Here is a 12,168-nt window from a genome sequence, read left to right on the forward strand (position 1 = left end):
GTGGACTTCGTGCGGCGGACGGTGGTGGCGGCATGGACCAGGACGGCGGCACGGCGTCGCGTTCCGAAACAGCAAGATCATCGAAAACACCTCCTCCTCCAGCGCCGACGGCATCTGGGCCAGCGGCACTCTGTCCCTCACCGACAGCACTGTCACTGGCAACTCGGGCAGTTACGGTGGCGTGCAGGGTTTCGGCGCAGGCGGTGGGATGAACCTCTCACCGTCCGTCGCGTCGTTTCCCGGCGACACATCCTCGACATCCGATGCCTTCGACAGGCTCGCCGGCATCTCGGCCATCACTTCGGCCACGGTCTCCCGGGCGATCCGCAACCGCTCCAGAACCTCCTGGGCACTCTCCAACCTGTCGGCCAGCTCGGACAGTTCGGTCTCGGGCTCCTCTACCCGGTCACGGACGGCAGCCTCCCGGGCCTCCAGCTCCGCGAACCGCGAACCCATCGGGCACCCCTCCCCACCACCTAGGTAGAGACGGGCCACTCCAAATGCACCCAATCAGCGTTACCCCAGCTCAGGCACACCTTGAGAGGAATTGCACTCATCGCACTTCGAGGGCGGGGGCGTCATCCCCCGACCTTTCCCGCGGTGATCTGCCGGCCGGTGGTGGCGTCGACCACGATGGGGACGCCGTCGGGGACCTGACCTTCGAGGTCACTGAGGAGGTCATCGATCGGTGGAAGGTCGCCGGGGCTGCGGACGTGCACGTACAGGGTCCTGGACTGTGAGTCGACGCTGGTGACAGCCGCCCCGGGGGTGCCCGACAGCCAACGCTGCGCGCTGCTCCTGGTCCGCGCGGTCCAGGTTTCCAGCAGCACGGTGGTTACCGTGTTGGCGGCCAGCGGGAGCAGGATCGCGGTGAACAGCAGGCCGAGCATGACGTAGGCACGGCGGGGCGCCCGCTGACGGCGCTCTTGCGCGGCATGGGTGTATCCGAGGAATGTGAAGACCATCATGCCCGCGAAGACCAGGGCGAAGAGGTTCGACAGGAAGAGCACCAGCGCGCCCAGCGCGAGCCACCACGCCGTCTGCCCGGCGCATACGCCGGTGACCACGAGTGGAGGTACCAGAGAGATCGCAATGGCCACCCCGGGCAGGACCGCGGCGACGTCCTTGCGGGCCAGTGCCACCGCGCCGGCGAAGCCGGTTGCGAGGGCGGCGATCAGGTCGAGCAGCCCGGGGGATGTCCGGCCTGAGATCTGGCTGTTCGACAGCAGGTCGTAGGCGCGGGGCACCACCAGCGAGGCCGCCGCGCCGATGAGGATCACCAGCAGACACCCCAGGGCCACGAAGGCCGCGGCTGTGGAGCGACGGCGCTGTACGGCGCCGAGCGCGATGCCCATGATGGGTGTGGACAGTGGGGCGATGATCATCGCCCCGATGACGGTGGCGGTGGAGTCCGTCAGGATCCCGCCCGCGGCGATCACCGAGGACAGCGTGAGCATGGTCCAAAAGGCCGACTGCTTCGCCTGACTGTCCCCCGACGACAGGTCCAGGTCCTGCCGGAGATCCTCAAAGGAGCGACGCTGACGGTCCGGCAGGACCCTGTCGCGGAATAGGCGGAGCATGCGCCCAGTATCCGGACCGGCGCAGTCCCACACCGCAAAGACACGACCATGCCACCCACGCCTCGGCGGCCAGGCCTCGGTCATCCCGGCAAGGTGGCGAGGAGCGCGGGCCAGCCGGCGCGGGGACGGTCACGCGGGCGCTGCCAGCGGTGTCATGCACCATGGCGGTGCTGATCAGCGCCGGACCACAAGAAGGCGGGGCGGTGCGGCCGAGGGTGGCACGGCAGGGCGTGAGGGCCGGCGCGCCAGCCAGGGCAATGTTGCGTGAGGTTGCCGAGCAGGACACGAAAGCGGCGGCGGATCTGGAGGAAGTCGGCGCCGCGGCCGCGCCCCTCCCGCCGTCCCGCGGGAGCCGTGTTCAAGTTCTGTGGATCGGCTGGGAGAGGACGTACTTCCCGGGTGATTGATGGATAGCTCACCGAACAAGACCGGTGTGCGTGGCACCGGCCAGGAAGCACGTCCGTGATCCGCGCAGTGAATGACGACGGCACGACCGCCAACGGCTCCTCCGTGATCGACGAGATCGTCCGGGAAGGCGCGGAAGGCGCCAGGCGGATACTCACCGTCACGCTGGAGGCCGAAGTCAACGCCCGCATAGCCGAGTTGGTCGACCGTCGCGATGAGGGGGGCGCCGTCTCGTGGTCCGCAACGGCTACCACCGGCTCTGGAAGGCCACCACCGCGGCCTCCTTCTCCACCGTCCGACTGCGGCGCAACGTCACCCGCGGCGCCGGCTCCCGCACCGCCCCTCACGCCCGAACGGCCTGATCAGCTTGCTGAACTGACGCGGACTCAGCTCGGTTGACGAGGCTGCCCAGCACGGCTCCGACGTCGTGATCACACCAGCCACAGAGATCATCTCATCACCGATCAGCGGATATCGGACAACCCTTGGTCAGGCGCAGCACGACGAGGCGGTCCCGTCGATACTCCGTCCCTCACCCGTCAATCGCCAAAGCCGCCCGCCGTGCAGGCCGCTCCAGGGCGTGTCACGGCGCCTGCTGGGTACGCGGCGAACCGTGTCGTGATCTACCGCACGGACCTCTTCAGGAAGGCCGGCGTCGACGCGACGTCGATCAAGACCCGCGAGAAGTGGATCGCCGCGACGCGCAAGCTCAACAAGGGGGCACAGCAAGGCATTTACCTTCCCGGCCAGAACTGGTACGCCGTGTATCTGCCGGAGCGGCCGATGTCGATCAACTTCAACCAGTGGCTGATCGACCTGGCCGGCCAGACGAGCACGAGCCCGCGCGCGTACGACCAGCAGGTGGACTATGTGCTGCACGTGAAGGACCAGGTGCTCACCCCGGCGCAGGTGACGGCGAAGCTGGCCGCCTACCGGGCAGCCGGCACCACCTTCGAGGACACGGTGCCGTCGGCTTGACGGCGCCCTGGGGAGCCCGCGCGCCCCAGGCACGCGGGCTCCCCAGGGCGGTGCTTCCCTCCCTGGCGGCCGTTGCGGGAGCGCGCGGCCGCACCCCCCCCACACGCATCACGCCCGCAGGTCTCCCATGTGCATGGCCAGGTGGTTTGGGGACGAGCGCGGTGTCGTGTCGGCGGTGCGGGCACGCGTCGACGCCGCCGGCGAGGACCCGGCAGCGGCTGCCGGAGCCGAACTCGCGTGGACAGGCCTGCGGGTGTGGGACCCACTCGATCGCGCCGTGCGGCCGATGACCTTTCCCGGGCCCCGGTCGGACGGGCGGATCAGCGCAGTCCGGCGAAGAGATCGTTCTCGGGTACGGCCGCGCCGGTGGCGTCCTGGACACGTACGAAGGTCTCCATGCCCATCAACTCGCCGAACCTCTCCTTGCCCATCCTGAGGAAGAAGATGTTCTCGCCCTGACTGGCGTGTGCGGCCAGCGCATCGAATTTCTGACCACTGAATGCGGTGGTGTCCACCCACGTGGTGATCTCGTCGTCGGGGAGGCCGATCTCGGCCATCGCGGCGGCCTCGGCAGGATCCGGCTCCGGCATGTCCTCCTGAAACTCGTGCATGGTCTCACCGAACCGCTGCATCATCGAGCGGGGCATCGTCGTCCAGTACACCTTCGGTGTCAGCGCGGTCATCTCCAGCGCCGCCATCGTGATGCGGTGGGCCTGGATGTGGTCGGGGTGGCCGTAGAAGCCGTTCTCGTCGTAAGTGACGACCACATCAGGCCGGTAGTGCCGCATAAGTTCCGCAAGTCGGGCGGCGCCTTCCTCCACCGGGGTCCGCCAGAAGGATCCGGGAGCGTCGTTGCTCGGCCAGCCCATCATCCCGGAGTCGGCATAGTCCAGCATCTCCAGATCGCTGACCTTCAGCACCTCACAGCTCGCCTCAAGTTCCTGACGGCGCATCAAGGCGACGGCCGCCGGATCGTGCCCGGGACCTCCCGGCTTGACACCCCCCGGCCCGTCACCGCAACCGCCGTCGGTACACGTCACGAGAACCGTGCGGATGCCCTCCGCCGCGTACCGCGCGAGGACCCCTCCGGTTCCGGTGGCCTCATCGTCGGGGTGGGCGTGTACTGCCATCAGCGTCAAAGGCCGGTCAGTCATGAAACAGTCCTCCTGCAGAAATACGTCTCGGTCCAAGTGTGCGGCGGGCGTACCGCGTTCCCGGCGCCCGGATCTGCCGGGCGGACGACCTTGTGGTCTCCGCGTTCGTCCACCACCACATCAACGTGCTGGGCCGCTATTCCTTCCCGCTCCCCCGAGCTGCCTGGCGGGATGCGGCCCTTGCGGGACAAGGGCGCCGCAGACGAGGCATGATCGCGAGAACCGCCGGGGCGGTCCGGGTGCGGGCGACTCTGATGCGTCGGACAGTCAGGCGGGCCGCCTGTCCTAGGCGGTGGGCTCCTGCCGGCAGGAAGTGCCGGTGAGCATGTTGCTGGTGGCGGCGGTGATCACCGAGTCGAGCCGGTCCCGGGCGTGCATGAGATCGGTGATGCGCTGGTCGACATGCTCGCGCTCCGCCGCCAACCGCTTGAGCAGGGTGGGAGTGGCGCGGCCGTCGATGACGCACGGCATGAGCTCGACGATTGTCTTGCTGGACAGCCCGGCGGCGTACAGCTGCTGGATCAGCTGTACCCGGTCGACCGCGCTCTCGGGGTAGTGGCGCTGGCCGCTGGGGCTGCGCTCGGCGGTGAGCAGACTCTGCTCCTCGTAGTAGCGCAGGGCCCGGACACTGACGCCGGCCCGGGCGGCGAGTTCTCCCACACGCATCTCGTCTCCTGTGCACATCCATCACGCTAACTTGCCTCTGACGTCAGCGTCAGGTTTTAGCGTAACTGACGTGCGTCTCACCGGGGAGGGCTTTCTCCCGGCCATCTCCTGACGCACGAGGGCTCGAACGAGAGGAGCGCGCGACACGCATCCTCCACCTCAAGACAGCCTGACCCCACCACACGCACCACACCTGGAAGAGGCACGCGCATGACCACGTACAAGACGACCGGCCTCACGGGCCCTCCGTCCACCGCGACCTTGTCGGTCAAACCGGTCGTGCTGCCCGCACCGCAGCGCGGCGAGGACCTGCACGTACGCGTCTGTGCACCAGTCACCGGCACCAATCTGCCGATCGTGCTGTTCGCGCACGGATTCGGATCGAACCTGGACGGTTACGCACCGCTGGTCGACCACTGGGCCTGCCATGGCTTCGTGGTGATCCAGGCCACTCACCTCGACTCCAAGCGCCTCAACGTCGCCGCGGACGATCCCCGCAAGCCCCACATGTGGCGCTACCGCGTGCAGGACATGAAGCGGATCCTCGACGAACTCGACACCCTGGAGGCGTCCGTGCCCGGCCTGGCAGGCCGGGTGGATCACAGTCGCATCGTCGCGGCCGGACACTCCTTCGGCGGCCAGACCGCGGGCATCCTCGTGGGGCTGCGCGTCATGGACCCGACGACCGGAAACGCTCGGGACATGTCCGACCCCCGGGTCACGGCCAGCATCCAGCTGGCCACCGCCGGCAAGGGCGGCGACGAACTGACTCCCTTCGCCCTCGAGAACGCTCCCTGGCTGCGTGACCAGGACTTCTCCGACATCACCGCCCCCGGACTCGTCGTCGCCGGCGACCAGGACGAACTCCCGCTCTCGACCCGGGGACCGCTCTGGACGACCGACCCATACACCCTCAGCCGCAGCAACAAGAGCCTGCTGACGGTCTACGGCGGCCAGCACTCCCTCGGCGGCATCTCCGGCTACGAGGCAGCAGAGACCACCGACGAAGATCCTGCCCGCGTCGCCCTCATCAAGCAGGTGACCCTCGCCTACCTGCGCCACGTCACCGGCACCGACCACGCCGACTGGGAAACGGCACAGGCCGCCTTCGCCGGTGATTCCCACCCGCTGGGACGGCTGGAGTCGAAGTAACCACCTGCGCCGAACCGCGAGAACCGCTGCCCGAACGACGTTCGGCCCAGCGACCCAGTTGAGGTCGGGACGTTTCTCAGCGACGGATGTCGCCCCCGGGCGAGCAGACTGGTCAATTCTGTTCGGAGATCGCTTCCGGGGTGGGCTTGAAGTAGTGGCGGACGTTCTCCGGCTTCTTGTGCCGGGAAGTGGCCATCGCCATCAGCCGAGAGACGCCCTGCTCGCCCAGGTAGGTCAGAGCGGTGCCCCGCACGGTCTCCGTGATCCCTCTTCCGCGTACCGCGAGCACGGTCCCGCTCGCGGTCGCCGTGGACCGGTTCCTCGACCGCTTCCGCGACGGCCCCGGCACCCGCACCATCTACGTCGAGACTCTGGCCCGGGTCCGCGCTCGTGGGCGGCCAGTTCGCCACCGGCGACCTCAGCCGCGAGATCTACGAGGCAGTGATGGCCAGCTGGGACCAGCGGGCCGCGAACATCTGGAACAAGAACCTGTTGGCGCTGAACTCGTTCGCCGCCTACGCGCGGCAGCAGGACTCGCTCACCGCCGGCCCCGGCCGACGGCTGGAGCGGCGCAAGGTGACCCGCGACCGCGACCAGGCAGGCCCTGCGGCGGCGCCCACCCGACGCGACAACTGGGCACGCAGTCTGTCCAATACCAGTCCGGCCGGCCGAATCAGGCCGCCGAAAGAACTCACGACCCGTCACGAAAAATCGGGGTCAGTGCGTTTACGAATTCTCGACATCCGGGTGGGCCCGTGCCACCGCTTCCTACGAAGTCCAGACCCCCGGCGGTGCAGCCACGGGACGCGTCCCGGGGTTCTTCCCGAGTGCGTCGTGTACCCCATCGGTCTAACGTGGAGATGTAGGTGGCACGAGGTTGACAGTGCAGCAAGCTGCCCAAGGACGGGCACTTCGCCGCCTGGGAGCAGCCTGGGAGCAGCCGGGACTCGTCGTGGAAGAGTTGCGCACGGACTTGCGCCCCTCCGGTAGACCGTGTCCGACCGACGATGCGTGCCCTCGCGCGGCGGGGCGTCGATACCGAGCCGCTCGGCCGCCCAGAGCTGCGCTGCCACGTCGTCTTCATGGATTTCTGGGCATCGGGCGCAGGAGAACGATATGAGCACTCAAGAGCAGGGCGGCGTCAAAGAGCCGACCGTGGATATGAAGATCGAGGTCCACCTTATCCCCGTCGCTGACGTCGACCGTGCCCAGCGGTTCTACCAGAGCCTGGGATGGCGGCTCGATGCGGACTTCGAGGCCGGCCCACAATTCCGGATCGTTCAGCTGACGCCGCCTGGGTCGGAATGCTCGATCATCTTCGGCCGCGGGATCATCTCTGCGGCGCCTGGATCCGCAGAGGGCTACCTCGTGGTCTTCGACCTCGACAAAGCCCGCGCTGACCTCGTCGGCCGCGGTGTTGAGGTAAGCAAGGTCTTCCACAAGGTCTACAGCACCGGCGCTGAAGTACGCGTCGACGGCCGCGATCCAGACGGCCGGAGCTACGCCTCCTACGCCTCGTTCAGCGACCCGGACGGAAACGGGTGGGAACTGCAAGAGGTGCGGGAGCGGCTACCGGGACGGTGACTTGCCTCGTCAGACGGGCCGTGCGCCGCTGGTATCGCTCCAGGACCCCGGACACCTGTTCCCGGAAAGGTGTGGCGGCAGCCGCGATCCGCTCACCCTCGTCGGCCCTCTTACTCCCAGGGGGATAAACCCGAAAACACCGTCTCCACAAGCTCGTTGACATCGTTGACGCGAATATCAACGCGTTCGTGTGCCGCGACTCTGCTTACGGCGGTCTGCAAATTCTCCGACGACGATGACGATCCCAGCGAGGATTGTTCAGGGCGTCCAGGTGGAGCGCGTCACCGTACGAACGACCTGGACGCCATGGGTCGCGTCTGCTCTGCGGTTCCTCCCACGTCCGAATGCAACGCCCACCCATTCGGTCATTAACCGGTCATGCAAGCCACGTTCTCCGGTCTATGCTCCTCGCACCTACCGTGAGCGAGGGGGAGAGATGCGGGAGAGCGTCGAGGAGCGGCACAAGCGGCTGCTGCGGATCGTGCGGGAGCGCGAGAGTGTCCGGGTGGCCGAACTCGCCGCAGAACTGGGCGCATCGGTGGAAACGGTGCGGCGGGATGTGACGGCACTGGCCGACATCGGCCGCGTCCGCAGGCTCCACGGCTCCGTGGCCTGGCCGACCGCGCCGCTCAACGCGCGCGATTCGCGGCTCGCCCGGAAGGCCCCCAACCCCTCCCCCAGCGGGCTCCTGCTGGGAATGGTGGTCCCTACGGCCAACTACTTCTACCAGTCGGTCATCCGCGGCGCCCGCGGGGCCGCCACCGCCGTCGGCGCACGCCTGCTGGTCGGCATCACGGACTACCACCGGGACCGGGATGCCACACAGATCAGGAACATGCTCGAGGCCGGCGTGAACGGCCTGCTCCTCACGCCCAGTTGGAGTATCCACGGCCCCACCGAGACGGACGCCCTCCAACTGGCGGAGCTGCCGGTGCCGACCGTACTCGTGGAACGCCGGATCCCGCTGGGACTGCCCGGGGCGAACCTCGACAGGGCGGCCTCGGACCACGCGGGCGGCGCCTCGATGGCTGTACGGCACCTGGCCGGCCTCGGGCACCGGCGCATCGCTCTGCTCTCGCGGAACACCCACACCTGGCCCCATATCCGCCGCGGCTACCAAGCTGCGATCGACACGCTCGGCCTCCCCGACGACGACATCTCCTCGACGACCGACCCCCACGGGCACTACGGCGAGTTCGACAACCACGCCGAACGGCTGACAGCCCTCATCACCTCGGGGGAGATACGGGCCGCCCTCGTCCACGACGACACCGACGCGGCCAACCTGCTCCAGTGGCTTCTGGCTCAAGGCGTCCGCGTGCCCGAGGACTTCGCGCTCGTCTGCTACAACGACGAGATCGCGGCTCTCACCGACACACCCATGACCTCGGTCTCCCCCGCGAACCACGCGCTCGGCGAGACCTCGGTGAAGCTGCTGCTGCGCCGCATCGAGGATCCTGGCGTGGAGCACTCCGCCGTCGAATGGCTCCCCCGGCTCCTGGTGAGAAAGTCCTGCGGCGCTCCGGAGTCCGCCCAACTGCCCAGCCACTGACCGATTATTGCCCGCTTCGCCTTCCAGTCTTGACGCCGGTCAAAGCCGGAACCCAAGCTGCGCAACGACACGCCGCACTCGAGTCGGCGAGATTCCCGTCTTGCACAGATTGGTTCCCCATGGCTTCTTCCGTGCGTCGCCGTGCCTTCCTCCACGCTGCCGGAGGCACCGCTCTGGCCCTCGGGCTCTCGGGTACGGCCGCGGCCGCCCCCTCGTTCGCCGCCTCCGCCGCCGAAACCGCCCTCGGTAGCGAGGAGTTCGCCACGCTGCGGGCCAAGTGGCGGGATCTCGTCCTCGGGACCGGTTTCAGTCCCACGGCCGAACCGTTCAAGACCCTGCTCGCCAACCTCGGTACGACCGCACAGAAGCACCTCTCCACCATGGCCCCGGCGAGCGGCTCCCTGTGGCCCGACGCGGTGTGGGCGGACCCGGACCCGAACACCGACGCGGCGTCGTACGCCTTCTCGGCAAAGATGAACGACAGCTACAGCAGGCTGGGCGTCATGGCCCAGGCGTGGGCGCAGCCCGGCACCGGGCTGACGGGGGACGCCGAGGTGCTGGATGCGGTCCTGACAGGCCTCGACCACGTCAACTCCGAGGTCTTCAACACGGCCACCCAGCAGTACGGCAACTGGTGGAACTTCCAGATAGGCGCGCCTCAGGCCCTGATGGACACCTGCGTGCTGGTCCATGACCATCTCACCACCGAGCAGATCGCGAAGTTCTGCGCGGCCGTCGACCACTTCGTCCCGGACTCGGTCTTCGACCACTACTCCGGCACCAGCACCGGCGCCAACCGCGTCGACCTGTGCCGCAGTGTCATCCTGCGCGGCATCGTGGGCGAGGACGGGGCGAAGGTCGAACTCGCCGCCAGGTCCCTCGCCCCGGTCTTCCCTTACGTCACCGCCGGGGACGGCTTCTACGCCGACGGATCGTTCATCCAGCACCGTAACGTCCCCTACATCGGCGGCTACGGCGCCGTGCTCCACGATGGCGTCGGCCGCCTGCTGGCCCTGCTGCGCGGCTCCGCCTGGGAGCTGAACGACCCCAACACCCAGCTCTTCCTCGACACCGTCGACAAGGCCATCGCCCCGTTCATCTACAACGGCCTGATCATGGACAACGTGTCCTCCCGCGGCATCAGCCGCTTCGGAACCTCCGAGCACACCCGCGCGATCGGCCTCCTCGGCACCCTCGTGCTGATAGGCCAGGGGGCCGGTTTGGAGGAGAACGCCCGGTGGCGAGCCATGGTCAAGGGCTGGATGCAGCGGGACTACTACGCCCCGCCGCTGAAGAACCCCGGTCTGAGCCTGAACCGGGCGGCGCAGCTCCAGTCCGTGCTGGACGACACGACGGTCAAGCCCGCCCCCGAGCCCGTCGAGCACCGGCTCTTTCACCACATGGACCGCGTCACGCACCGCCGCCGCGGCTGGGTCGCCTCGGTCTCCATGGCCTCCAGGCGCATCGCCCACTACGAGTTCGGCAACGGCGAGCACGCACGCGGCTACCACACCGGTGCGGGCTGGCTTTCCTGGTGGGGTTCCGACTTCGGCCTGGAGCAGTACTCCGACGCCTTCTGGCCCACCGTCGACCCGTACCGCCTGCCCGGCATCACCGCCTCCCGCAAGCCGCTCGCCGACGGCCAAGGCGGCAACTGGGGCCAGCCGTGTCCGGACGTCGACTGGGTCGGCGGCACCACCGACGGCGAGTTCGGCGCCACCGGCCAGCACCTCAAGGGCCTCGAGTCCACCATGAACGCGAAGAAGTCCTGGTTCTGGCTCGACGACTCCGTCGTCTGCCTCGGCGCGGGCATCACCTCCACCGACGGGTACGCGGTGGAGACCACGGTCGACAACCGCGCCCTCGGCGCCGCCGGTGCCCCCGTGCTGACGGTCGACGGCAGGTCCCAGCCGGGGCAACAGGGTTGGAGCCGGGCCTTCGAGGACGCCGAGTGGGCACACATCGAGGGCCACGCCGGGTACGTCTTCCCGTGCGGGGCCCAGCTGAGCGCGGTCCGCGAGGAGCGCACCGGCGCCTGGAAGGACATCAACACCGGCGGCCCCGCCGACCCGATCGCCCGCCGCTACCTCACCCTCTACACCGACCACGGCACCGACCCCACCGATGCCACGTACGCCTACGTTCTCCTGCCCGGCGCCAGTGCCAGGACCACGGCCCAACGCGCCGGTGACCGGGGCTGGTTGAGGATCCTCACCAACAGCGGCGACCAGCAGGGCGTACACGTCGCCGAACTCGGCCTGACCGCGGTCAACTTCTGGGCCGCGGGCACGGTGGACAAGGTCACCGCGAGCGCCCCCGCCTCCGTCCTGATCCGCGAGCACCGCGACGGCACCGCCACGGTGGTCGTCTCCGACCCGGCCCGCCGGGCCGGGTCCCTCCAGGTCACCTGGCACAAGCGGGTGTCGAAGGTGCTCTCCAGGTCGGCCGCGGTCACCGCCGCCACCACCGGCGCCTCTCTGAAGCTCACCTTCGGTGACCTCACCGGCGCCTTCGGCGCCCCCCAGAGGATCAAGGTCAAGCTCGGCTGACCTCCCCACGCCCGGGCCCGCCGACGGCGACGGGCCCGTGGGCCAGTCCCGCGCGGACGTCGAGCAGACGCTCGACGACCGGCTGTGGGATGCCCAGCAGATAGGCGTGCGCGGAATCCAGGCCCTGGGGCGCGGGTTTGGGGATGGCGGCAAAGAAACCGCCGGCTGGACGCTGTCTTCCGTGTTCGCGCATGCGATTCAGCAGTCCGCGCATTGCCATCAGCTCGAGACTGCGAATGTGCAGACCGACGATGCGGACGAACGACACGGGCTCGGTTTCCTTCTCCAGAACGAGTACCCGCACATCGTGCAGCCGCAGTTCGGCGGCCAGCATCGCGCCGGTCGGCCCGCACCCGGCAATGATCACGTCGAACATGAGGGGCGCGCGATCGGCGCCGGAGGTCGGCGACCGGAGTCCGGGGACGTCGCTCACGGTGAAGTCGCGCTCGACCGTATCGCTCGACGACGGCTCGGCGGTGAACTGCGAAGAGTTCATAGGTGTTTGCCTTTCGGGAGTGCCTTGTTGTGGAGGCGCTCCCGGCGACACC

General features: G+C 68.5%; 9 protein-coding genes and 3 pseudogenes. 6 read left to right on the top strand and 6 right to left on the bottom strand.

The features are described 5' to 3' along the window. Positions 1-171 precede the first annotated feature (171 nt). Positions 172-456, bottom strand: a complete 285-nt coding sequence (locus tag ACY0PA_RS03305; RefSeq protein ID WP_473083240.1) for a hypothetical protein — start codon at positions 454-456, stop codon at positions 172-174. Positions 457-578: 122 nt separating this feature from the next. Beyond that, complete coding sequence (locus ACY0PA_RS03310) at positions 579-1,580, bottom strand: DUF389 domain-containing protein (protein WP_473083241.1); 1,002 nt, start codon at positions 1,578-1,580, stop codon at positions 579-581. Positions 1,581-2,042: 462 nt separating this feature from the next. Here ACY0PA_RS03310 and ACY0PA_RS03315 point away from each other — a divergent pair. Together ACY0PA_RS03315 and ACY0PA_RS03320 are read left to right on the top strand one after the other, a co-directional pair. Continuing rightward, a pseudogene (locus tag ACY0PA_RS03315) lies at positions 2,043-2,273 on the top strand (IS256 family transposase); the annotation flags it as partial. A gap of 183 nt (positions 2,274-2,456) precedes the next feature. Next, positions 2,457-2,963, top strand: a complete 507-nt coding sequence (locus ACY0PA_RS03320) for an extracellular solute-binding protein (protein ID WP_473086224.1) — start codon at positions 2,457-2,459, stop codon at positions 2,961-2,963. Positions 2,964-3,283: 320 nt separating this feature from the next. On the opposite strand, the gene ACY0PA_RS03325 is transcribed toward ACY0PA_RS03320, so the two are convergent. Together ACY0PA_RS03325 and ACY0PA_RS03330 are read right to left on the bottom strand one after the other, a co-directional pair. After that, on the bottom strand, positions 3,284-4,117 hold the full coding sequence (locus ACY0PA_RS03325; protein ID WP_473083242.1) for a PIG-L family deacetylase: 834 nt from the start codon (positions 4,115-4,117) through the stop codon (positions 3,284-3,286). A 285-nt stretch (positions 4,118-4,402) separates the two neighbouring features. Next, positions 4,403-4,783, bottom strand: coding sequence for a MerR family transcriptional regulator (locus ACY0PA_RS03330; RefSeq protein ID WP_473083243.1), 381 nt, complete (start codon positions 4,781-4,783; stop codon positions 4,403-4,405). Between the two features lie 210 nt (positions 4,784-4,993). Here ACY0PA_RS03330 and ACY0PA_RS03335 point away from each other — a divergent pair, with 210 nt between their 5' ends. After that, entirely contained in the window at positions 4,994-5,935 is a 942-nt protein-coding gene (locus tag ACY0PA_RS03335; protein ID WP_473083244.1) for an alpha/beta hydrolase family protein, read from the top strand. 112 nt (positions 5,936-6,047) lie between these two features. Here ACY0PA_RS03335 and ACY0PA_RS03340 read toward each other — a convergent pair. Then, positions 6,048-6,218 (bottom strand): annotated as a pseudogene (locus ACY0PA_RS03340) (site-specific integrase); the annotation flags it as partial. Positions 6,219-7,051: 833 nt separating this feature from the next. On the opposite strand from ACY0PA_RS03340, the gene ACY0PA_RS03345 reads away from it, so the two are divergent. The 3 genes from ACY0PA_RS03345 (at position 7,052) to ACY0PA_RS03355 (ending at position 11,620) form a co-directional block, all read left to right on the top strand. Beyond that, on the top strand, positions 7,052-7,519 hold the full coding sequence (locus ACY0PA_RS03345) for a VOC family protein (protein ID WP_473083245.1): 468 nt from the start codon (positions 7,052-7,054) through the stop codon (positions 7,517-7,519). A gap of 436 nt (positions 7,520-7,955) precedes the next feature. Further along, entirely contained in the window at positions 7,956-9,071 is a 1,116-nt protein-coding gene (locus ACY0PA_RS03350; protein ID WP_473083246.1) for a LacI family DNA-binding transcriptional regulator, read from the top strand. Positions 9,072-9,190: 119 nt separating this feature from the next. Further along, positions 9,191-11,620, top strand: a complete 2,430-nt coding sequence (locus ACY0PA_RS03355) for a polysaccharide lyase 8 family protein (RefSeq protein ID WP_473083247.1) — start codon at positions 9,191-9,193, stop codon at positions 11,618-11,620. Positions 11,621-11,669: 49 nt separating this feature from the next. Here the strand turns inward: ACY0PA_RS03355 and ACY0PA_RS03360 are convergent. Next, a pseudogene (locus tag ACY0PA_RS03360) lies at positions 11,670-12,116 on the bottom strand (FAD-dependent monooxygenase); the annotation flags it as partial. Positions 12,117-12,168 lie beyond the last annotated feature (52 nt).

The sequence above is a fragment of the Streptomyces sp. DS1-CR2 genome (assembly GCF_055760475.1).